General features: G+C 36.9%; 22 protein-coding genes and 1 riboswitch. Of the genes, 14 read left to right on the top strand and 8 right to left on the bottom strand.

Going from position 1 to position 21,312, the window contains the following annotated elements; all coding sequences use genetic code 11:
• The first annotated feature begins 109 nt into the window (after nt 1-109).
• Nucleotides 110-193, top strand: a riboswitch (cyclic di-GMP riboswitch).
• A 104-nt stretch (nt 194-297) separates the two neighbouring features.
• The 3 genes from AUR67_RS16300 (at nt 298) to AUR67_RS16310 (ending at nt 3,689) form a co-directional block, all read left to right on the top strand.
• Nucleotides 298-867 (top strand): hypothetical protein, encoded by a 570-nt coding sequence (locus AUR67_RS16300; protein WP_055020585.1) that lies wholly within the window; start codon nt 298-300, stop codon nt 865-867.
• Between the two features lie 275 nt (nt 868-1,142).
• Nucleotides 1,143-3,221, top strand: coding sequence for a S9 family peptidase (locus tag AUR67_RS16305; RefSeq protein WP_058586061.1), 2,079 nt, complete (start codon nt 1,143-1,145; stop codon nt 3,219-3,221).
• 66 nt (nt 3,222-3,287) lie between these two features.
• Nucleotides 3,288-3,689 (top strand): hypothetical protein, encoded by a 402-nt coding sequence (locus AUR67_RS16310; RefSeq protein ID WP_095209738.1) that lies wholly within the window; start codon nt 3,288-3,290, stop codon nt 3,687-3,689.
• 59 nt (nt 3,690-3,748) lie between these two features.
• Here the strand turns inward: AUR67_RS16310 and AUR67_RS16315 are convergent, their stop codons facing one another.
• Nucleotides 3,749-4,222, bottom strand: a complete 474-nt coding sequence (locus AUR67_RS16315) for a Dps family protein (RefSeq protein WP_054562953.1) — start codon at nt 4,220-4,222, stop codon at nt 3,749-3,751.
• A gap of 364 nt (nt 4,223-4,586) precedes the next feature.
• Here AUR67_RS16315 and AUR67_RS16320 point away from each other — a divergent pair, with 364 nt between their 5' ends.
• A complete protein-coding gene (locus AUR67_RS16320; protein ID WP_054552311.1) occupies nt 4,587-4,796 on the top strand; it encodes a hypothetical protein in 210 nt (69 codons plus the stop codon).
• A 4-nt stretch (nt 4,797-4,800) separates the two neighbouring features.
• Here AUR67_RS16320 and AUR67_RS16325 read toward each other — a convergent pair whose 3' ends face one another.
• Nucleotides 4,801-5,406, bottom strand: coding sequence for a lipase/acyltransferase domain-containing protein (locus tag AUR67_RS16325; RefSeq protein WP_058586062.1), 606 nt, complete (start codon nt 5,404-5,406; stop codon nt 4,801-4,803).
• Nucleotides 5,407-5,414: 8 nt separating this feature from the next.
• On the bottom strand, nt 5,415-5,951 hold the full coding sequence (locus AUR67_RS16330; RefSeq protein ID WP_054562950.1) for a YaeQ family protein: 537 nt from the start codon (nt 5,949-5,951) through the stop codon (nt 5,415-5,417).
• A gap of 300 nt (nt 5,952-6,251) precedes the next feature.
• On the opposite strand from AUR67_RS16330, the gene AUR67_RS16335 reads away from it, so the two are divergent.
• The gene (locus tag AUR67_RS16335) at nt 6,252-7,448 is read left to right on the top strand and encodes a tyrosine-type recombinase/integrase (protein WP_058586063.1); all 1,197 of its coding nucleotides are present in this window, start codon (nt 6,252-6,254) and stop codon (nt 7,446-7,448) included.
• 8 nt (nt 7,449-7,456) lie between these two features.
• Here AUR67_RS16335 and AUR67_RS16340 read toward each other — a convergent pair whose 3' ends face one another.
• Nucleotides 7,457-7,828, bottom strand: coding sequence for a hypothetical protein (locus AUR67_RS16340; protein ID WP_058586064.1), 372 nt, complete (start codon nt 7,826-7,828; stop codon nt 7,457-7,459).
• A gap of 73 nt (nt 7,829-7,901) precedes the next feature.
• Between AUR67_RS16340 and AUR67_RS16345 the strand changes: the two genes are divergently transcribed.
• Entirely contained in the window at nt 7,902-9,125 is a 1,224-nt protein-coding gene (locus tag AUR67_RS16345) for a hypothetical protein (protein WP_058586065.1), read from the top strand.
• Between the two features lie 239 nt (nt 9,126-9,364).
• Nucleotides 9,365-10,036 carry a YagK/YfjJ domain-containing protein gene (locus tag AUR67_RS16350; protein ID WP_058586066.1) on the top strand — a complete coding sequence of 224 codons (672 nt, stop codon included), beginning with the start codon at nt 9,365-9,367 and terminating at the stop codon, nt 10,034-10,036.
• Between the two features lie 160 nt (nt 10,037-10,196).
• Here the strand turns inward: AUR67_RS16350 and AUR67_RS16355 are convergent, their stop codons facing one another.
• Nucleotides 10,197-10,679, bottom strand: a complete 483-nt coding sequence (locus tag AUR67_RS16355; RefSeq protein WP_058586067.1) for a JAB domain-containing protein — start codon at nt 10,677-10,679, stop codon at nt 10,197-10,199.
• 139 nt (nt 10,680-10,818) lie between these two features.
• Here AUR67_RS16355 and AUR67_RS16360 point away from each other — a divergent pair, with 139 nt between their 5' ends.
• Nucleotides 10,819-10,995: an AlpA family transcriptional regulator gene (locus AUR67_RS16360; protein ID WP_058586068.1), complete on the top strand. Its 177-nt coding sequence runs from the start codon at nt 10,819-10,821 to the stop codon at nt 10,993-10,995.
• 148 nt (nt 10,996-11,143) lie between these two features.
• Here the strand turns inward: AUR67_RS16360 and AUR67_RS16365 are convergent, their stop codons facing one another.
• Nucleotides 11,144-12,223, bottom strand: coding sequence for a hypothetical protein (locus tag AUR67_RS16365; RefSeq protein ID WP_058586069.1), 1,080 nt, complete (start codon nt 12,221-12,223; stop codon nt 11,144-11,146).
• A gap of 31 nt (nt 12,224-12,254) precedes the next feature.
• Nucleotides 12,255-13,553, bottom strand: coding sequence for a DNA (cytosine-5-)-methyltransferase (dcm, locus tag AUR67_RS16370; RefSeq protein WP_058586070.1), 1,299 nt, complete (start codon nt 13,551-13,553; stop codon nt 12,255-12,257).
• Nucleotides 13,554-13,650: 97 nt separating this feature from the next.
• Between dcm and AUR67_RS16375 the strand changes: the two genes are divergently transcribed.
• The 3 genes from AUR67_RS16375 to AUR67_RS16385 are packed head-to-tail and all read left to right on the top strand — an operon-like array spanning nt 13,651 to nt 17,135.
• Nucleotides 13,651-15,093: an AAA family ATPase gene (locus AUR67_RS16375; protein WP_058586071.1), complete on the top strand. Its 1,443-nt coding sequence runs from the start codon at nt 13,651-13,653 to the stop codon at nt 15,091-15,093.
• A 12-nt stretch (nt 15,094-15,105) separates the two neighbouring features.
• Nucleotides 15,106-16,353, top strand: a complete 1,248-nt coding sequence (locus AUR67_RS16380; RefSeq protein WP_058586072.1) for an LlaJI family restriction endonuclease — start codon at nt 15,106-15,108, stop codon at nt 16,351-16,353.
• Nucleotides 16,354-16,355: 2 nt separating this feature from the next.
• Complete coding sequence (locus tag AUR67_RS16385; protein WP_058586073.1) at nt 16,356-17,135, top strand: hypothetical protein; 780 nt, start codon at nt 16,356-16,358, stop codon at nt 17,133-17,135.
• A gap of 11 nt (nt 17,136-17,146) precedes the next feature.
• Here AUR67_RS16385 and AUR67_RS16390 read toward each other — a convergent pair whose 3' ends face one another.
• On the bottom strand, nt 17,147-17,872 hold the full coding sequence (locus tag AUR67_RS16390; RefSeq protein ID WP_058586074.1) for an HAD family hydrolase: 726 nt from the start codon (nt 17,870-17,872) through the stop codon (nt 17,147-17,149).
• 431 nt (nt 17,873-18,303) lie between these two features.
• On the opposite strand from AUR67_RS16390, the gene AUR67_RS16395 reads away from it, so the two are divergent.
• From AUR67_RS16395 to AUR67_RS16405, 3 genes are read left to right on the top strand one after another with little or no spacing between them, the layout of a single operon-like run.
• Nucleotides 18,304-18,531: a hypothetical protein gene (locus tag AUR67_RS16395; RefSeq protein ID WP_058586075.1), complete on the top strand. Its 228-nt coding sequence runs from the start codon at nt 18,304-18,306 to the stop codon at nt 18,529-18,531.
• Nucleotides 18,532-18,545: 14 nt separating this feature from the next.
• Nucleotides 18,546-20,489 (top strand): hypothetical protein, encoded by a 1,944-nt coding sequence (locus AUR67_RS16400; RefSeq protein ID WP_058586076.1) that lies wholly within the window; start codon nt 18,546-18,548, stop codon nt 20,487-20,489.
• Nucleotide 20,490: 1 nt separating this feature from the next.
• On the top strand, nt 20,491-21,312 hold the full coding sequence (locus AUR67_RS16405) for a hypothetical protein (protein ID WP_058586077.1): 822 nt from the start codon (nt 20,491-20,493) through the stop codon (nt 21,310-21,312).

Here is a 21,312-nt window from a genome sequence, read left to right on the forward strand (position 1 = left end):
AGCGGTTGGCTTTTTTGTACCTAACGCATTTGCTAGTAACTATTTGCTATATAAGACGTTTGGTTACATTCTTTTGTTTGATTTGTGATTCGGTCACGATTATACTCAGTCTTGTTTTTGGCAAACTAACTGAAAGGTTAGGACGCAAAGTTTCCGGTCTAAGGTTTTAAACTATGATAGCGGGACCGCTGATAAGCACATAATCTAGTGCTTTGGTTCACTTGCCTCAAACTAAAAGTATTTATTTTGTTCGGTTGTTAAATGCCTATTAGTTGTTCTTAGGGTGATATTTTGTTTATGCATACGTCAATGGCCTCCGGGAAGTGGTTGCCGATTGGTTGCTTAAATCATCATACCCAACTGTTTGTTGGAGATAGGGTGATTGTAACCTTTTATGACATGCAAGGAGAGCTAGTCGATTTATCATTCGAATACCCGATCAGCAGTTCCGATCAGGGTGAGCCTCATAATTGGCCACGTTCTGTTGCCGAGCATATAAACGTGCATGTTCCGCTGGTAAAAGCGGGCAAAATGACTGAACAAGGTTTAGTGGTTGCATACCGTTCAAACCAAATTTATGCCCTTGAAGGCTCGGGCATTACGCATGTAAAAGTGGCGTTTAATTGCATCGCAAAATGTAAAGAGCGAGTGCAAGATAGTTTGCAAGATTATGACTATGTATATCCACAAGCATGCAGCGATTACAGTGCAGGTGTTAAAGTACTACAGCCAAAAACAGGTCATATTTATATGTGTAAACCATGGCCATTTAGCGAGTTTTGTCGTGTTAAAGATTCACACAACCCGCTGTTTGAGCCAGGCGTAGGAAAAAGCTGGGCTATGGCTTGGCAGCAAGTATCGCATTAAAAGTTTCCCCCTAAATGCTATTTTAGCATTGCTTAGCCCACTCAATTTGAGTGGGCTTTTTTAATACCAACCCGCAATAATACTTAATCATTTTGAGGGATTAAACCTGTCGCTAACTGCGTTAAAAATTTCTCATTTAGAACAACTAAATAACGAAATTTTTGCCTTGTTATCAACGAGGTTCTATCGCCTCAAAATAGACTACTTAATTAAGCTGATTGGTATAATTCTGTGATAAACTGCTAGCAATTCGTTTTTTATTTTGGTTTTTTCTTGTGTCGTCAAATTCGTATTCTTTGTCTTTATTAGCGCATCCTCCTGTTGCAAAAAAACAGCCTCAGCAATTAACTACTCACCAACTGACTCGCACCGATAATTATTATTGGATGCGTGATGATGAGCGTGAAAATGAAGATGTATTAGCGCATTTAAATGCCGAAAACGATTATTGCGATAAACAACTTACCGACATAAAACCACTGCGCGAACAGCTATTTAATGAGTTAAAAGACCGTATTGTAAAAGACGACAACACGGTACCCGTGAAAGATGGCCAATATTGGTATCACTCAGAAGTACGTGGCGACGATGAATATGCACGCCATTATCGTAGCAGCTCAATAGAAGCGCGCGACAAGCACTTATTGTTAGATGTAAATCAATTAGCTGGCGATTACGAATTTTATGAGTTAGGTGAAGTTGCAATTAGCCCTGATGAGCAGTTGCTTGCTTACTCTGAAGACACCGAAGGTCGCCGTATTTATACCGTGCGTTTTAAAAATATTGCCAGCGGTGAGATGTTTAGTGATGTGCTGGAAAACACCGAAGGCCAAGTGGTGTGGGCTAATGATAACAAAACGGTGTTTTATGTGAAAAAAGACCTGCAAACCTTATTGGGCTTTCAGGTTTACCGCCATGTTTTAGGCACCCCGCAAGCTGATGACGTACTCGTTTATGAAGAGCAAGATAAAAGCTTCTTTATGGGGCTTGGCAAAAGCCGCGATGAAAGCCTTATTATTATTGACCTTGCGACCACAGAAACAAACGATACTTGGGTGCTTGATGCCAATAACCCAAAGGGTGAATTTAGTGCCTTAATGCCACGCGAAGAAGGCCATGAGTTCGATGTCGATAAGATAGGTGATACCTTTTACATTGTTACCAACTGGCAAGCGAAAAACTTTCGCTTAATGACCGCGACGCAAAGCACCATTGCCGATAAAAGTCTTTGGCAGGAGCATACACCGCATCGCGAGAATGTATTGTTAGAAGGGGTCGAAATTTTCGATGAGTATCTTATCCTCACTGAGCGAGAGCTTGGCCAAACACGTTTTGTGGTGGTGGATCAGCAAGCCGAGCGTCTTACTTTAGAGTTTGATGATCCTTGTTATTATGCTGCAATTGCAATGAATCCAGAGCCGAATGTGAGCTCTGCGCGTATTTATTATTCAAGCTTAACGACGCCAGGTTCTTTGTATGATGTTGATTTAAAAACAGGTAACAAAACCTTATTAAAACAACAGCAAGTGCTCGGGGATTTTAATCCAGAGCATTATCGCTCAGAACGTGTAATGGTTACTGCAAGGGATGGCGAGCAAGTGCCGGTTTCTTTGGTTTATCGTATTGATAAATTTAATAAAGATGGTACTAACCCGCTGTTGCAATATGGCTATGGCGCATACGGTATTACCATCGATCCTAGCTTTTCAAGTAGCTCACTAAGCTTGTTAGATCGCGGCTTTGTTTATGCGATTGCACATATTCGTGGCGGTGAAATGCTAGGTCGTCATTGGTATGAGCAAGGTAAAAAGCAATATAAACAAAATAGCTTTAGCGATTTTATTGATGTTACGCATGCGCTTACAGAGCAAGGCTATGCAAACCCAGAAAAGGTTTTCGCGTCTGGTGGCAGTGCTGGTGGTTTATTAATGGGCGCTGTGGTTAACCAAGCACCTGAGCTTTATTTAGGTATCGGCTGTCATGTGCCATTTTTAGATGTGCTAACCACTATGCTTGATGAGAGTATTCCACTGACGACCAATGAATACGACGAGTGGGGTAACCCAAATGATCCTGCGTTTTATGATGTGATTCAGGCTTACTCGCCGTACGATAATATTAAGTCGCAGGCTTACCCTAATATTCTTGTTACCACCGGGTTCCATGACTCTCAAGTGCAATACTGGGAGCCAATGAAGTGGGTTGCTAAGCTGCGTGAACTTAAAACCGATGACAACATTTTGGTATTTAAAACCGACATGGATGCAGGCCATGGTGGCGCATCGGGTCGCTTTAAAAGCCTTGAGGAAAAGGCATTAGAAATGGCGTTTTTTATTGCTTTATTACCGAATTAAGGCTTAGATAAATAAGTAAATAAATTTTATAAGCGTAAACTTAAGTTGTATTTCAAAGGGGTGAGCATGTTTAAAGCCCATGGTGATTGGCGTTATTTTGTTGAGCCGCCAGTGATTTATGTGGAAGTTAGTGGCAGCTTTAATAAAGAAGCCGTTGCTTCATTTAGTATTGAAGTCGGTCAAGAAATCATGAAGTACCCTGAAAATTCAATTCAGTATGCAGTGGTTAATTTGGAACAATTTGAATTAGCAACTGCAGATAGTATTGAGATTGCAAAGGCTTACTTTCAGGCTGTAAAAGCGCGGGGTTACAAACGCGTTGATTATATTAAAGCGAATATCATTGCTCGCAATTTATTAGAGACAGTTTGGTCTGGTGTTGAAATGGATATTAACTTTCACCCAGATGCTGAAAGCTTTTTTCAAGCAAGACCCGAGTACGATAATTTAAGAAAGTGGTTAAAGTAATGCTTTCTAAATATAAAAAAAGCCCTCATTTGAGGGCTTTTTCGTGTCAATTCTAAATATTAACCAAGGTAGGCTTTTAACATCCAAACAAGTTTCTCTTGTTCTTTAATGTAGTCGCCCATTAGCGATGCTGTACCTTCGTCATCTGCATCACCTGCTTGTGCAAGGATTTCACGCTGCATTTGAATAAGCGTGCTGTAACCTGCTAAAAGGTTTTCTACTGCAGCAGTACCTTCAGTGATATTTTTAGCTTCACTGATCTTGCTATCTTCGATGTACTCAGAGAATGCATGTACCGGTGTACCGCCTAATGTTAAAATACGCTCTGCAATCTCGTCTACTTTCTCAAGTAGTAAGTTATAAATTTCTTCAAACTTAAGGTGTAATTCAAAAAAGTTACGACCTTTAATATTCCAATGAAAGCCGCGTGCGTTCATGTATTGGATTTGGTAGCAGCTTAGTAAAGAGTTTAGTGAATTTACGATATCTTCACTTTTTGCGCTGTTTAAACCAATTGCATTTACCTGTGACATAGATTGCTCCTTAAAAAAACCGTTAAGTGTTTACTTGCTAGTGCTTGGTGTTAAGTATTAGCCATCTTGGTTAATCTGTAAAATGGTTTAATTCGAACACTGTGATAGGTTTTAGCTATCAAAGGTTGTTTTTGTCCATTTGTGCACTATCAACATAACTTTGAATTACTTTATATAGACTTGGGGCAACTGAGCAAAAAATCTACCTTATTTTGCAAATATTCAAAAATTAGGCAGAAAGTATGATCTAAAACAAGGTTTGTACTCGCTGATAAATAGGCCGATTTAGAACTTGATTTAGGTCAAAAAAACAACGAACCAGAAGCGCATAATGACTTTACCGCATTTAACCAGGAGAAGAAAAATGGACGGTAAAACAGTTAAAGAAAACAAAGCTGAAATAGTTGTTGTAGTGATTGCATTACTTGCATTTGTTATCGGTTTGGTAGGTCATCTAGCAGGTGCTAGCTTCGCAAACTTTGATACCTTTGGCTATATTGCTGCACCTGTACCATTGATCTTAGGGATCATTGTTTTAATCTCATATAAAGTGGCTGCAAGTGCTGAAGATTAAAGTATCACTCACTTTGATTTATAAGCTTAATAATGTAATCCATCACTTGGCGTGAGTAGATCATACTGGTGTGACTCAAATGAAACACCTTATGTTCTGCCATGCCATTGAGCTTGGTTTCATCTATCAAAACTGTACCATCAGAGACACTGCCTTTGGCAATTAGCGGCATTAGCCCTATTGGTAAGTCACCAGCAATACTATAAAGCTTGGCATTAAACGGCCAATCGCCATTCTCAGGTAATAAAAACTCCACGCTATTTTTTAACAGCATTTCAAAGCCCTTTTGCTGCATTTGCTTAGCAATATGACTGCCTTTATGCGGGGTGCCTAAGGTGATCACCTTTTCGACATGGCGGCTTTGAAGAGAATTGGCCTCTAAGTAAGCGCGAGCAACTAAGCCACCCATAGAGTGGCAAACTAAGGCGGTAGGTTTACCACCGATAAAGCGATCAATCTTGTCGAAAATCGCTGCTCTATCGGGAGAGAGCGTGTTATAGGTCAAATTGAGTATTTTTAGACCTGACTTTTCAAGACGCGCGCACAGAGGGCGCATCACAAAGCCCGACATATAAAGTCCGTGTAATACTACAACCTGCCTAATTGCCATCGCGTTCCTTACATTAACTGTTGCGGTTTAATTTCGATATTTGCTGTATCTGAGCTAACCCATACTTCACCATCTTGAATGGTAATAGTGAGCTTAATATTACGATCAGCTAAGTCGGCTAATGCCTGAGTCGCAGCATAATCGAGACTAAAAATACTTAAGTTTTTAAAATCATACAACTTAGGTTGATGTTTTTGCCACCAAATCGCTTGGTTATTTTCGCCGTAGGTATATAAAACAACTTGCTTCGACTTATTGCAGGCTTTTTTCAGGCGTTTTTCGTCTGGTAGCCCAAGCTCAATCCATAATTCAATTTCTTCGCTATAGTTAATGTGCCAAAGCTCAGGCTCATCATCGGCGCATAAGCCTTTAGTAAACTCTAAGCCTTCACGGGCATTTAGCGCAAAAGCCAACAAGCGAATCATCAAACGTTGTTCGGTTTCTGATGGGTGTTGTGCCAGTGTTAAATTGAAATCTTGATAAATGTGGCGATCCATATCACTTAACGATAATTGCGCTTTAATAATGGTTGATTTAAGAGCCATAACTGCTTACTTGAAAAAATTTGCGTCATTATAGCGCAATTCGTTGCCGAGCCAGTTAAAATACCGTGAAATTATCTTGTAGGAGTTAAAAATGGCCATCCAGTGGTTCCCGGGTCTACAGTCTTAACTTCCATCACTTTCCATACTCATTTTTAAATAAATCTAAGTCATTGAAATTAATTGTTTTTATTGCCGTTCTTTTCCGCGGTCTTCCACCAGCTGCCAGATGCTTTAGTACCCACTAAAGTACCCATGGGTTCTAAAAGCGTATATACTGACCTAAATTAAGCAGGAGTTTATATGCCTAGGCCAGTAACTAAACTAACAGATAAGAAAGTTAAAGCAGCAAAGCCGCAGGAGAAAGAGCAAACTCTTTCAGACGGTGGCGGTTTGCAATTGCGTGTCTTACCCAGCGGTACAAAATCCTGGCAGTTTAAGTACAAAAATCCAGTTACGGGTAAATACAACAAAATGCCTTTAGGTATTTACCCAGATAAATCCCTTTCAGACGCAAGGGATGATGCCGCTGATAAAAGAAAGCTACTAGCCAATGGCATTGATCCAAAAACACATAAGTTAGAGAAGAAGAAAGAGGAAGTCCGTAAGCATAATAATACTTTTTTCGCTGCAGCAGAGCTTTGGTTTGAGCGTAAAAAGCCCACTGTAACTGAGCAGCATGCATCTCGAGAGTGGAAGACATTAGAAAAGTATGTATTTCCAAAAATGAAAAGTATGCCTTTGGAAAGCATTACAGCACCAGAGACTATAGAGGTTCTTAGGCCTTTAGAATCCGATGGAAAGCACTCAACAGTAAAGCGTATTTGCCAGAGCCTTAATCAGATCATGGATTACTCTGTTAATCACGGCTATATACAAGCTAATCCATTAGCCAAAATTATTAAGGTGTTTTCTAAGAATGTGGTAGAACATATGGCAACTATTGAGCCAGATGAGTTGCCTGAATTCTTAAAAGCTTTATGGAATGCGCCAAATATTCAAAATAAGACTAGGTTATTGATTCTTTGGCAGCTACACACCATGACTCGCCCAAAAGAAGCTGCTAGGGCTAAATGGGAAGATATTCACTTTGATGAGAAAGTTTGGATAATTCCAGCTGAAGAAATGAAACGCAGAAGAGCGCATAGAGTGCCTTTAACACCTGCTACTTTAGCAATATTAGAGCAAATGAAACCACGCAGCGGCCATCAACAATATATTTTCCCTAATGAACGTGATCCTAATAGCCATGCAAGCACCTATACAGTGAATGCAGTTATAAAGCGCAGTTTAGGCTATAAGGATAAGCTGGTGGCTCATGGCCTTCGTTCTGTTGCATCTACGGCGCTTCATGAGCAAGGCTACGATAGCTTATTAGTTGAAGCTTGCTTAGCTCATGCTGATGAAAATGAAACTCGAGCAGCGTATAACCGCTCTGATTATTTAGAGCAACGCAGGCCAATAATGGAGTGGTGGAGTGACTATATCATTTCATCTTAAAATTTAATTTAGAGTATTTTTTCATGATTTTCTTTGATTAACGCAATCAAAAATTGATTCATGCTTATATTCTTATTTTTCGCGCTGAATTTTAACATCTGGTAAGTCTTTTTATCCAAATCAATAGTTACAGTTCTTATTGAGTTTTTTCGCCTTTTTGCTTGCCTCCAAGCGGTTAGAAATTGGGTTTTATTATTCTTCTTACTTAAGTAGCTGAATGCTTTTCCACCATTTTCTAGAGTGCTTAAACTCTCAAACTCCTTTGCAATGCTAGGGACCTTTTTCTTAAAGTAACTTTCACTCCACTTCAAGAAATCATCCATTTCGTCTTGAGATAAGTTTAAAGCGTAATCAAGAATGAATTCTTCTTTATTTGCCATATGTCACTAAAATGTGTTACTTGTATCGTTACTGTAACGTTACTTGTATTTTTTTTCAATAATGGAAAGTACCTTGAATGATAGTAGTGAAGAGTTTTTTAGTATAATAACCTCTCTTTCCCCTTACTCGCTTTATGCTTTTTTTAAGTTATATTTATGTCCAAGTTTAGCTTGCCACGAGTCAATATCAGAGCTCCAAACTACTAATTTAATAAAAAACCTAAGAGTCAGTTCGAGAGAACTGAAGTTGAGTATTGATGAGTTGACAGTGCATGACTTGATCAAAACATCGTTTCAAATTGATAGAGTTCGAGTAGGCAGGTCTAGCAAGGTCGTTCAAAAAATCAAGTCAGTTGAAGAGCTACTCCTGTCTGTAATCGACGAAGAAAGGATAGACTTAATAGTGTTAATTCTGAAGAATAAAGAAGGCTTCGAACGACCTTTGATGACCAGAGAGATTGCATTTTTAGTATTCTGCTTATGTCATAGTAAATCTATAGCTATGACGGATAAATATATCAAAACAAAGTTCAGAATCGATATTTGTAGCCTTATGACTAAAATCCAAGGTCATAGAAGGTTTAATTTCAAAAACAGTATTTTTCAATGTTTTAATAGAACTGAGGTGGATGTACTTTTTACCTGCTATTGTGCTATCGGATATAACCACTCTAAACCGGATGAACCTTTTGAACTAAGCATGATCGGACTACAAGTTCCGCTGGAGTTTAAGAACATTTTTGAATTTATGCTCAACTATATAACTGAGGAGAGGTTATATAGTTGCGTTGAACAAGTGAGTGATCATTCGAATAGATATAAAAATTTTGGGTGTGTCGGTAAAAGTAAGTATGTTGATTTCAACAAATTTTTTATCAATGCATTCAACTCGCAGGATTCAGTTACCAAAAAGCAACTACTTTGCGACATTGAAGTTTTGAAAGGTAAGGGGAAGGTTTCAACAATAAAAAAAGTAGAGGAACGTTTTCTTATGTATCTTTTTAAGAGAAATGAAGGCGGTTATAAGGAGGTGTATTTAGACAATATTGTTAGGTCTATAATAAAAGAGCTAGATGCTGTTAAGCAAATGACAACACTTTCTTTCTTAATAAAGACGTTTTGTACTTTCTACTTATCAGAGTTGATTAACCTAAGAGAACAGCTAATTCGACAACTAGAAGGAGAGAGTATTTTTCAGGTCCGTATGTCTGATGACGAACCTTCATTTTTTGATGTCCGTATTAAGGAAAATAGTAATATCTTGCTCGTTAATGAAGTATTTAGGTTCGGCTCTTAACTGCTTAAAGTAATTCTAAGTTATCACCACAAGTGCAGAGTGAAAGTCACTAAGGAACTGTAAGGCAGAACGGAATAAAATTGAAAATAGGCTAGGTAGCTTAGGTAAGGTTAAACCTTTGGAATTCGTATATTTAATATATATGTGATGCAACATGGCTTTAGCAAAGAGCGAGAATAAAAAAGTATAAATTTACAACTTACGCATTTGATGTGAACCCTCCAATAAAAGGTGTAATCATGCGTAATTTAAAAACTCTAAAGTCAATAGTAAATCCTTTTGATGAAAAATATGAAGTAGTTGAAAGTTACTTCAACTCAATCAAGAAGCGTCTCTCTGATGCGCAAGCATATAACCCTAGGCTTTCTGTCGTCAGGTTTGATATTCATTATCCTAACAATAATTCAGTTCAGCCAAGTGATCGCGATATTAGACGCTTTATTAACTCCCTAGCAGCTCAATTGAAGTGTAGTTACTCATTTAAGCAACATGGAAAAAAACAATATCTAGAATACATTTGGGTCAAAGAATTTGGTAAACAGAGCAATAAATTTCACTACCACTTTTGCTTGTTATTGAACAAAGATGACTTTGGATTTGTTGGTAGTACTGAGCCAAATACAGGTAAAAAGACGCTAGCCTATTTAATTTGCGAGGCATGGGCACGTACTTTAGGGGTTGATAGAAAAATAGCAAAGGGAGGCATCTATTTAGGTAGGAGGCCTATACACTGGTTATCAAAGAAGCAACCTGACTATGAAATAGAGTATAACAATGTACTCAAAAGGTTAGCTTATATGGCTAAACCAAGGGATAAAGTAAGAAATGGGATTAAAGGGAAGAGTTTCTCCATAGGTAGGTACAGCATTTATACTCCAAAGGAGAAAAAATGGAATGCAGACTTGCTTTAGCCTATTGGTAATCATAAGGCTACATGTGATGGATAAATAGGGGGCGTATTGCCCCCTTACTTATTTTTCATCAAGTACTTCTTTTAAGATAACTAAAATTGCAATAGCGTGACTCAGCAGTCTTGCAGTTTTGTTGTATCTAAGCATTTTACCTCCTCTGTTAGTTGGTTAATAAATTAAGTTCGGCAAATGAAGCATATGAGTTACCAATAATTAAGTGATCAAGAACAGCAACATCAATAAGAGATAAAGCATTTATAAGCTTTGTTGTAATCGCTTTATCAGCACTAGATATTTCACAACTTCCTGATGGATGGTTATGAGCCAATATGACGCTTGCTGCATTAGTTCTTAATACATCCTTCACTACTTCTCTTGGATAAACAGCAGCGCTGTTAATCGTTCCATAGAAGAGTTCTTTGTATTCAATTATTTGATTGCTACTACTAAGAAAAATAATCGCAAATACTTCTCTTTCTGATCCCCCTAGTTTGGCTTTTAAGAAATCGACTGTACTGAGTGGTGAGTTCAAGTTTCCTTGGTATTTAAGTCGCCTCCACAAAATTCTTGATGCTAATTCCACAATTTCGTCATCATTAAGGCTGGCTCGGCTTTCATTGCTTTTTATTTGTGCATTTAACATGTAAACCCTCTTAGGTTAGATATTTCAAAGAGGTTATATAGATCTGATTTTATTTCGATTTATGGTTGCTGAAGGAGTTTTAGGGATAAGTGTTTTTTTACATAAACTCCTCATTCGATGACAAATAAGGAGTCATCAAATGAGATTAATTAAATTAAAAGAAGTCATGCAAAAAACATCATTAGGTCATTCAAGCATTTATAAATTTATTGCTGAGGGCACTTTTCCTAAGCAAGTATCATTAGGTGCTAGGTCAGTGGCTTGGGTTGAGTCAGAAGTGGATGACTGGATAATGGAGAAAATAACAGACAGGTAAACCTGTCTGTTATTTAGCAAAAATAATATAGATACTATTGATTTAAAAAGCTGATTTCTTCTATTGGAAATAACTTGGTGGAAAGTAGGGTTTAAATTATGTGATTAAAATAAGGTCAATTGTTGTAGCAATTACTACTAAATTGTTTTCAGTTTGAGCAGACATTAAATAATGAAGCTTCTAAAGCGCCTTGGACCCTGAGAGCATTCGTAAATTGTCCTGATTCGTTCCCTTCTGTATATGTAAAATGATTAAAGTCACTTAAAGATAATTTTCTACTTACTATTTTAGGCTGCTTTTTGGGGCCATCATTTGGAGTGAATAATTCGTCTAAGCGAGGGTATTTGCTTATTTCGCTTGAGTCCCAAATAGTATAAACATAGTCTATTTGGTTTTCGAAACAGTATTCTAAATTACCGATATGAGACTTATCTAAGCCATAAAACCTTGTATCATGGGCTATTTCCAACTTTGAATTATCTAACCTATTGTTTTTAATTTCATATTCAGCATGGTTTAAAAACCTAGAGTTAACTGGACTGTGAGCTTTTCTAACTCTCCCCCTGCATGGATCTTTACGTTTAAATTCATGGAAGATTAATAAATCATTTTTTATCTCAATAGCATCAATATCAACAGGGAATTTTAAACCCTTGTTCATCAATACTCGTTGCGCAAGTAATGATTTTAATCTGGGAATATCTAAGTTACCTAACCACTTAGGAGCAAAAGATGCGCTACCTTCAAATTGAAGATTTAACAACCTATCTACTTCAGAGTTCATTTTTCTTAGAGAGAGTGGCTCCCCTTCCTTTTCATTCCATTTCTTCAGTTTATACTCGCCTTCTACCTTTACGCATTCTCGGATCACAAAGAAACTTTCTGATGTCTCAAGGGGGAGAATGAAAAAAAACCTTTGAGAGGAACCTTTCTTTCGCATTAGGCTGATAAATTTCTTATCTAGCTCCTTCTGGTCCCAACTTAAAAAATCAGGAATAACTTTGAACCAATGGCGTGATAAATGTATTTTTTTGATATTGCACCATTCGTATCTAGTACAACACCAACCTAATGTAGATTGATTTGCAATTTTCGGCAAAACAACTTTTTCAAAATATAATTCGGTGATATAAGCATCTCTTCTACCTGATTTTCTTTGAACATCAGGATCAAAATCGGCGTACTCTAATAAGTGTAATAAAGTGTTTCTATTTGCCCAAACTGTCAAGTAGAAGCTCCTCGTAAATTTATTTAATGATCTAAGATGCTTTTTTTATTGAACAGCTATCAAGAGCCAAAATCAGAGCTTGCTTTACTTCCACTGCTAAAGCATCTACGACTTTCATGCAAACGGAATTGCCAAATTGTTTGTAAATCTGGCCTTGAGATACCGCATCTACAATATACTCTTCAGGGAAGCCTTGTAATCGAGCGCATTCTCTAGGTGTTAACTTCCTAGGGCGTTTACCTAGCTCAGATTGATCAATTAGTATCTCAGAGCCATCTTTATAGTAGCGCGCACTTATTGTATTTGTATATTCACTTTCAGCATTGAAAAGTGAATAACCAAAGCCATTTCCTTTCGTTTTATGTTCTTCTTTTCTCCGCTGGTGGCCAGCCCAGAGTTTTTCGGATATAGTGAATTTATCATCACTCGGTGCTATTTCGCTTAAATCTTCTAAAATATCACCTACTTTAGTTGGTGTTTTAGGAGGCGTAGGCCATTTAAATAACTCATCAAAATCACATCCATCAAATTGATTCTTATCAAATCCAACTATAAATACCCGCTCTCTATTTTGTGGGGCACCAAAGTCACCAGCTCTAAGTACTTTATAATCAACCCAATAATTTAGTTTCTCTGATAACGCATGTCGTGTTTCTTCACTTAGAGGTACGTCATCAGGTATTTCTAGGTCAAAATTACCTTTTAAAATATCTAAAATAGTTTTTAAAGTACGGCCTTTATCATGCCCTTGAAGCTGTTTAACATTCTCAAGTACAAAAGCTTTGGGTTTTTTTTCAGTAAGAATTCTTTGAATTTCGAAGAACATTGTTCCACGGGTATCATTAAAACCTTGCTTTAGGCCAGCTTGAGAAAAAGCTTGGCAAGGGAAACCACCTAAAAGTATGTCATGATCTGGAATATCTGATGCAGCAATTTGAGTGATATCACCGTTGGGCATTTCACCAAAGTTAGTTAAATATGTTTTTTGAGCAAACTTATCCCACTCAGAAGTAAAAACACAGTGTCCACCGAGTTTTTGGAAAGGCAACCTTATACCCCCAATCCCTGCGAATAAGTCTATGAATGAAAATTCAGACTGAGATAAAGGTTTCTGTTTAAATGGTGCATTATCTAGATGTGATTTTAACTCCGTCTCTAGATTGAAAATATCAGTTAGCTTTTTTGATGTAGGTTTATGTTCACCAGTTTCCCATCCTCTAACTGTGCGTTCGCCACTAGATGCCATTCCTAGTAAATTTGCAAACTCAGTACGCCCTAAGCCTAAGTTTTCACGTATACTTTTGATTTGTATTGCTATATCTTTATTCATTAGAACTGTACTCTTGTCGCTATTCACTTATCCGGTTTAACACCCGGGAGAATAGCACTGTACAAATGATCAGTCAATAATTATAAGGAGTATTGGCATGGCTGAGCAACGAATTGACTTGCTTATAAATGAATGTAGCGCTCTTCAGAGTGAGATGGATTTAAGCTATAGAAATGTTTCGCCTAGTATTATTTTTTCTAATACAGGGAGAAGAGGCGGTAAAAAATACTTTAACCTCTCTCTTGTGGAGTTACTGCAGACTTTAAAAGATATTCAGGATAATTTGGAACTGTATCTTAATGCAGCTCAATACGTTGAAGGGGATATGAGAGATTTATTCTCAAACACTTTAACTTCACAAACAGTGAATGCTTTATCTACGGTTCAAACGCTTCCTCTCTTTAGCCTTATAAATAAAATATTGTATAAGACTAATCAGCTTAACGAAGATTACAATGATAAAAAGTTACACTTATCGGCTGATACGATTGCTCAAGCAATCACTTATGTTGAAAGTCAAATTCCAGATAATGAAGAGTACTTGAGGTCTATTGCCACTGAGCAGCCGATTGATATAGGTGTAGGAAAAGCTACAAATAAGATTTATTACGGCGCTCCAGGTACAGGAAAAAGCCACCGTATAGATGAAGTAACAGAAAACCACTCTCGTTATGTAACGGTATTTCACCCAGACACGCAATATAGTGATCTTATAGGTGCTTTAAAGCCTGTTATGATCGATGTAAATGGTGAAAAGAAGATTTCTTATAATTTTAGGGCTGGACCTTTCACAAAGGCACTTATAGAAGCTCTAAATGATACTAATAAACATGTTTTTCTTGTAATTGAAGAACTTAATAGAGCACCTGCAGCAGCTGTTTTTGGTGAGATATTCCAACTATTAGATAGAAATGCGCAGGGCGAAAGCCAATATAAGATAGAAGTATCAGATCCTGATATGTTGCTCCATATCAAGGAGCATCTAAATGAGCCTGATAAGTTTCATAAGCTTTACTTACCCTCAAACTTCTCAATTCTAGCAACTATGAATAGTAGCGATCAATCAGTCATGCCAATGGATACAGCCTTTAAGAGACGTTGGTTATTCGAATATTTACCAATAGATTTTACTAAAGCAGGCAATGGTAATTTTGAGATTGCACTTTCTGATGGTGAGAAGATAGAAGTGCCTTGGAAAGTATTTGCAGAAGTTGTTAATGATACTTTGTCTTCCTTACAAGTACCTGAAGATCGCCTACTAGGGCACCGCTTTGTATCTGATGATGAGCTTACGAGCATTGAGGAAGCCAATAATACATTAAAAGGTAAAATATTAGTTTACCTCTGGGATGATGTACTTCGTCATGGAAAGCGTGATGTGATTTTTAATACATCAGAAGTAAGCACTTTTGGTCAGTTGTCGCATAAATTTGGAGAAGGTGATCCTATTTTCTCCGAAACATTTGAAACTAAACTACAAGAGACGTTAAGCAGCGCACAAAAAGCCCAAGAAGTGGCCGCAGATGAACAAGCAGAATAGATGTAATTAAAAATGCGTAAATTACACCTATTTGAAGACAGGCAAAGTATTGTAAAAGCAATGCCCAAGAAGTTAGTTCAAAAACTGGATCAACTTGGGCTTCTTTACAGTAATAAGCAAAAAGTAATGTTTTGTGGCTTAATTAGCTTTGATGATCAAATTGCAGTGTTCCTTCCACGGAACAGTGATTTTGTAGAAGCTGATGAATTAAGTCAAAAAGAGGTATGTGCGACACTTTTGAAAGCACTGAAGCGTTATTTAGATAACAAAGACAACGCTATAAATGCTGATGAATTAATTGATGAAGGGGTATATGGAAAAGAGTACCTAGGTTTAATATTTGCCTTATTTGAAGACTACTTCAACAATGGTCTTTTTACACGTCGAATATCCGAGAGGAAGGTAAACTCAGGTAAAATAGATTGGAACCGTACTATTAAGCAATCAATACCATATATGTCAGGCGACAGTCCTGTTTATTTAGAGTTAGCTGGTTCTATCAAACGCGTATACTCTAATTGTGAAACTGCGAGGATTCATGCTGAAATATTACGCAAGTTAGATCAAAAAATTGGGTGGTTAATTAATGTTGATGGAGCAATAACTAGAGAGCTTATCGATGTTCCTGCCTCATTACTGAATAATGAGGCGAAGCTTTATCACCTGAATAATGAGCTAACAAGAGCATATTCAGATCGCGATATTTATCTCATTAAACAGTTAATAAATTATCTTAAATTAGAAAGTATGTCTCAGCAAAGTGACTTCTCTATTGGTGTAAAAAGGTTTGAAGGCATGTGGGAACATATGCTGTCAGAAGCACTGAAAAACGTATTTCCTATTAACAAAAAGCTAGCTAAGCCTGTATATAAAATAAATGGTGAATTGAAGTTAGCTAGTAGGAAAGGACAAAGAACCGATATAGTGCTTAGAGATCCTAAAACTGGTGACTTCACTGTTATTGATGCTAAATATTACTCTGCAAAAAGCATAGAGACGGCTCCAGGGTGGCCTGATTTAGTTAAGCAATTTTTCTACGTAAGGGCTGTGAAATCAATATATCCTGAGAACAGTGTCTCTAATATGTTTATTTTCCCTGGTAAGAATGGACCAATTGAATCTGCATATATGGCTGAACCAAGCAAACATGTTATTCAAGATGAAGACTTGCTTGCCGACTACGCTGAAATTAATTGCTTATATCAATGCCCATTAAAGATACTTGATTTATATAATAAAAACCAAAAAAAGGATTTATAAAAATGCAGCTTTCCCCAAAAAATGCTATTGAAAAGGGATTGGTCAAAGGTAGGGATGATAGTGAACTAAATCCGGAAGATTACGAAGGTAAGAGTAGTATCGACCTCGATGTTAGATCTATCATTTATAAAAGTGATAGATCTAACATTTCTGAATGTGATAGATATACGCTTGAATCTCAAGAGATGGCTTGCTTGATTTCGGAGCAAGTAATTGATGTGAAACCAGGCTACGTAGCTTATGTTTTTTTAAAGAATAGATTGTCTTCACAAGGTTTACTGGCATTTAACACTGGGATTGTTGATAGCGGCTTTAACGGTCCAATTTCTACATATGTTACTAATTTTTCAAAAGAAAGCATTCCTCTTGGACGAGAGCTACCTTTAACTGAACGATACTTTTTTAGAGTAGTTTTTCATAAGATTGATTTTGACTCGAATGATTACTTAAAGTGTAAGGAAAGAAAATATCTCTATCATAAATATGTTTCCGATCAGAAAAGGTATTTTCGACTTTTACCTAAAAGTTTTTTGGACAGAGATAAACTTCAGAAGACTGTTCGTGATGAGGTGAATAGCACTTCTTTATCAAGAGCTGCAATATATGCTGGTATATTTGCATTAGGGGCGACTTTTTTCACTGTTGTTATTCCACCATTAGCCGCAGATGCCAGAGATTATTTCTATCATGATTTTGACTCTAAATTAGACAAGGTTCAAACTGAATTAAAAGCAGTAAAAGCAGAGTTGGAAGAATTAAAAAAAGTTAAACCCAATAACTAAAGGCATCAATTTTATCGCTGAACGAAAAAAGGAAGGCTTTTAATCACAGATAAGTCTTCTTTGCCTTGCGGTTGCACAATTGAGTAATTGCTCACCTCAACCAGTTCTTTTTGGGCGTTAAAGGCAATAGATAGACCGACTACGCGAGCAAGAAATTTATCATTTTTTCCATCACCAACAAACGCACATTCAGAGGGAGGGACACCATATTCTTTTGCGATCTGTTGCATGAAGCTTGCTTTACCTTCGTTGTCTGTAGGTAAAAGGTTATAAAAATCGAGGTTACCGCAGTCATCGAAAAAGTACTCACATGCACTAAAAGCATGGTCTATCTTTAGCTCTCGTTGAACTTTATCGGCTAAAGCTTTTATTCCTCCACTAATCAATACAACCTTGGCATTTGTAGCTTTTATTGATTTTATTAGCTCATGTGCCCCATTATGTAACTTGGCTGATTTTACAATTTCATCTACATGCCATTTCTTGATGCCATGCTCTTGCTGAATACGAATTGTATCTTTCATCCAGTCTAAGTAGCCATTATATCCACCAGCGTTCCAGCGGTCTTTTGATAACTCTTCCTTTAAGTAACATTCCTCACTAATTAATTTAGCTAAAACAGTCCAAGCACTAGGGGCTACTTTACCATTATCTAAAGCAAAATCCTTTTGGAGTAAAGTGCCTTCCATATCGAAGAACCATATCTTCGGTAAGGTTTTTCCGCTTATATCTTTCATCTATGCCTCGGGCTTCAAAATCATATATATATTATCACAATGCGACAGAAGCTATTAGCTCTTTAGTTCGGAGAGCAGCTTAAGTTTTTTGATAGCAGTTGAATTAATCGGTTAGCCTCAAGCAGCCTTTTTTCAGGATGATTTACTAACTAAAACTTAGAGGTGAAACGCCTAGAGGTGAAACATGTTTCTATAAATAAAATTTTTGGTTTTTAAGCTGTAGAAATTAAATTTCTACCTGCTACTCTTTTGAGGTGGAAATTTACATTAGTAAATTTGGTTTATTTACTTTGTTTTATTGGTTTAATGTGGTTTTTAATCTGTACATAGTTTTTTATTTTTTTCGTATATTTCTCATATGTACGAAAATTGTTTGACATGAAACAAATATTTGTACAATATAAGTACAAATATTTGATTTGGAGTGATTCATGTCTAGAAAAGCTGATAGAGAAAAGTTTGTTGAATTAGCAGAAAAAAGAGTTTCAAAAACGCTAAAAGACATCAAGTTAATAGGTAATTTGTCAAATAAAAGTAACTACGAATACAGTGAGCAAGATGTTAAGAAAATTTATTCTGTATTAAAGAAAGCTCTAGAAGAAATGAAGGCTCGTTTTGATGCTAAAGGAAGTGCTGAAGATGAAGTATTTAAATTATAACAAGGAAGTAAGTAATGTCTGATTTCAAGTTTTATTTCCCTCCTCTATTCGGGGGGGAAAGAAAAGGTTTAAATGATGGTGGAATTGTTCAGTTTAGTGCTTCTAAAGCTTTGGCTCGTGAAACTACTCAGAATATTGGCGACAACCCCGATAATTCTGGAAAGCCAGTTATAGCAACATTTGAACATGTAAATATTGCAGCAAGTGAATTCCCCGGTAGAGATCAGCTTTATAGAATATTTGAGCAATGTTTAGCTCATGTAAAAAACGGAGTAGCGAATGAAAAGCTCTTTTTTGAAAATGGACTGGCTATTCTCAAGCAACCAGAGATTTCATTTCTAAAAATTAGTGATGAGAACACTACGGGCCTTGTCGGATCTGACAATGATGATACTCAATCTTTTTACAAATTAATTCGCTTATCAGGTTCTAGTTCTGCGCAGGCCAATGTTGGTGGAACATATGGTATCGGACAAAGGGCGCCTTTTGCTCACTCTCCTTTAAGGACAATATTTTATTCATCTATGACACCTGATGGCCCTGTTTTTATTGGAAAGTCAATTTTAGCTACCTTTCCAGATCCGGAAAAAAACACAGAAAATCAAAATATTGGCTGGTGGTGTAAACCCAATGATGATGGCTCTGATTGGGAGTCATGTAGGGATAACTCACTAATTCCTAAAGTTTTTAAACGTGATAAGGTAGGTACGGACATTTGGGTTTCAGGCTTTAGTGAGGATTCTTGGGAAACTACAATACGACACTCTATTTTAGAACATTTTTTTGCTGCGATTCAAAATAAACAACTAATAGTTCAGTTAAAAAAAGATAATGAGATTATAACTAAAATTGATCATGAAAACTTAGCAGAGCATATTGCTATAGCAGCAGACGAGGACAGAAGTGTTTCTCCTAGAACTGAGCATATGAGAGGTTTAGGCTCAACAGTATATTATGAAAAAGCTTTAACTAGCCCCTTAAATGGAACCCCATTCATAAAAGATCTTCCAGTTATTGGAGAAGTCAAATTATATGTTTTCGTGGACTCAAAAAATGAGGCGATGCCCAATAGATGGGCAACAATGAGAAGCCCTAGAATTATTGTAGAGCATTTTGGTAGTAACCTTTTAAAAGGATTTGCTGCCGTACTAATTTGTGACAACGAGAATGGCAATCAATATCTAGCGCAGTTAGAGGATGCTACTCATGAGCAATGGAATGAAGAACAAACTCGAAATTGGACATCAAAACAGAAAAGTGAAGCTAGAAGTGTTCTCAAGAGTATAACTAAATTTGTTCGTGAGACCCTTAAAGAAATTAGAGGAACAAGTCTGAAAGAGCAGGAGGATATTCCATTTCTTGGGGATTACCTTCCGGTAGATATCAATGAAGAAGAGCATGATGGGGCTAATGGGAGCGCGGAGACTCACTTCAATACGGATACTGAATCAGGAGCAAGAGTTACCAAGCCTTTCAGTGAGATAGTTTCTAGTAGGCCAATAAAGCAACCTCCACCAAGTGCTTATTATCGAGAAAATTTAACCCCTAAAAAGAAAAAGAAGAAGAAAAAGAAGAGCTTAATTCCTAGTCCGAAGCCCTCTCATATTCCTAGTAACAAGAAAGGGCCTAAAAGTAGTTTTGAAGGTAAGAAAGAAGGTGTATCTAAAGTCCTAACAACAAGAAATATTCATTTTAGAAGCTTTAAAGCTAAAAATGGATATCGCTTGATACTGCGTTCTGCAGTAGATATATATGGTGAACTGTCTTTGGACGCCGTTGGAGAAGACAATAGTTACTCGATAGGTGTAACTAGTGCAACGGATGTTAGTACAGGCACAAGTTTAAATTTTAGTGGTTCTAAAATTTTTGGCATAAAACTCAAATCTAATGAGAAAAAAGTTATTTTGGTCGAGTTAGAAGGCCCCGCTGAGATTTGTCTAACGATAGGGGATAAATAAAATGGCTACTAAAACAATTTCCTATCCATATCCGGTATTAGGTAATCGAGATGACATCTTATCAAGTGACATAGATTTTGATTTAGAAACAGAAGCTATTGATAATAGGCTAGTTTTAAAAATACCGCAATTGAATGTAGAACACCCTGAATTGAAAGAGCTTTTGGAAGTTGAAAGTGCTGCTTGGCTTATAAGAATTCGATGCTCTAGGACGTATTTTAGAGTTGTAGATTTAATATCTAAATCTTCATGGTCCAAAACATTGGATAGCTCAAATCTAGAAGGAGAAGTAGTTATTGATGTGTCCATTATAGCTACAAAGGATATTTCAGACTATTACCCAACCGGAATGAACGAGGACTACGGCAATCAACGTTTTGATATTGAAAATTGTAGTGTTTTGGCATTAGGGCCGAGTTTTAAAATACAAATAGATAAGCAATTTGATCCTTTAAAAGCGCCAATGGCTTCTTTTATAAAAATTAAATGTGGAGAGTTCAACTCCGGTCCATTTAATATAATTTTAGAAGATGACTTGATTGAGGTTGAACTCTCAAAACAAGATTGGTCTGAGTACTCGGGTATTAAAGATCGAGCGTATAATGTGTTACATAGCTCCTTAATACTGCCTATATTGAGTGAGGCTATAAGTAAAATAGATGATTATTCAGATTCTCTATGGTCATCTCGCCTAAAAGCCTTAATTGATGAGCAACAGCTTGAAATTGAGTACCCGTTGCACACAGCGCAAAAACTGCTTAGAAACCCTATTTCTCGTACATTTAAAAGCCTGAATTCATTTCTTGATAACTTGGAGAGGTAG

The organism is Pseudoalteromonas sp. XI10, assembly GCF_001469895.1.
Classification (GTDB): domain Bacteria; phylum Pseudomonadota; class Gammaproteobacteria; order Enterobacterales; family Alteromonadaceae; genus Pseudoalteromonas.

Bases quoted from the DNA above. Each gene is read 5' to 3' on its own strand.
- AUR67_RS16300 (WP_055020585.1), top strand. From the start codon at position 298: ATGCATACGTCAATGGCCTCCGGGAAGTGGTTGCCGATTGGTTGCTTA.
- AUR67_RS16310 (WP_095209738.1), top strand. From the start codon at position 3,288: ATGTTTAAAGCCCATGGTGATTGGCGTTATTTTGTTGAGCCGCCAGTG.
- AUR67_RS16315 (WP_054562953.1), bottom strand. From the start codon at position 4,222: ATGTCACAGGTAAATGCAATTGGTTTAAACAGCGCAAAAAGTGAAGAT.
- AUR67_RS16320 (WP_054552311.1), top strand. From the start codon at position 4,587: ATGGACGGTAAAACAGTTAAAGAAAACAAAGCTGAAATAGTTGTTGTA.
- AUR67_RS16325 (WP_058586062.1), bottom strand. From the start codon at position 5,406: ATGGCAATTAGGCAGGTTGTAGTATTACACGGACTTTATATGTCGGGC.
- AUR67_RS16330 (WP_054562950.1), bottom strand. From the start codon at position 5,951: ATGGCTCTTAAATCAACCATTATTAAAGCGCAATTATCGTTAAGTGAT.
- AUR67_RS16335 (WP_058586063.1), top strand. From the start codon at position 6,252: ATGCCTAGGCCAGTAACTAAACTAACAGATAAGAAAGTTAAAGCAGCA.
- AUR67_RS16340 (WP_058586064.1), bottom strand. From the start codon at position 7,828: ATGGCAAATAAAGAAGAATTCATTCTTGATTACGCTTTAAACTTATCT.
- AUR67_RS16350 (WP_058586066.1), top strand. From the start codon at position 9,365: ATGCGTAATTTAAAAACTCTAAAGTCAATAGTAAATCCTTTTGATGAA.
- AUR67_RS16355 (WP_058586067.1), bottom strand. From the start codon at position 10,679: ATGTTAAATGCACAAATAAAAAGCAATGAAAGCCGAGCCAGCCTTAAT.
- AUR67_RS16360 (WP_058586068.1), top strand. From the start codon at position 10,819: ATGAGATTAATTAAATTAAAAGAAGTCATGCAAAAAACATCATTAGGT.
- dcm (WP_058586070.1), bottom strand. From the start codon at position 13,553: ATGAATAAAGATATAGCAATACAAATCAAAAGTATACGTGAAAACTTA.
- AUR67_RS16375 (WP_058586071.1), top strand. From the start codon at position 13,651: ATGGCTGAGCAACGAATTGACTTGCTTATAAATGAATGTAGCGCTCTT.
- AUR67_RS16380 (WP_058586072.1), top strand. From the start codon at position 15,106: ATGCGTAAATTACACCTATTTGAAGACAGGCAAAGTATTGTAAAAGCA.
- AUR67_RS16385 (WP_058586073.1), top strand. From the start codon at position 16,356: ATGCAGCTTTCCCCAAAAAATGCTATTGAAAAGGGATTGGTCAAAGGT.
- AUR67_RS16390 (WP_058586074.1), bottom strand. From the start codon at position 17,872: ATGAAAGATATAAGCGGAAAAACCTTACCGAAGATATGGTTCTTCGAT.
- AUR67_RS16395 (WP_058586075.1), top strand. From the start codon at position 18,304: ATGTCTAGAAAAGCTGATAGAGAAAAGTTTGTTGAATTAGCAGAAAAA.
- AUR67_RS16400 (WP_058586076.1), top strand. From the start codon at position 18,546: ATGTCTGATTTCAAGTTTTATTTCCCTCCTCTATTCGGGGGGGAAAGA.
- AUR67_RS16405 (WP_058586077.1), top strand. From the start codon at position 20,491: ATGGCTACTAAAACAATTTCCTATCCATATCCGGTATTAGGTAATCGA.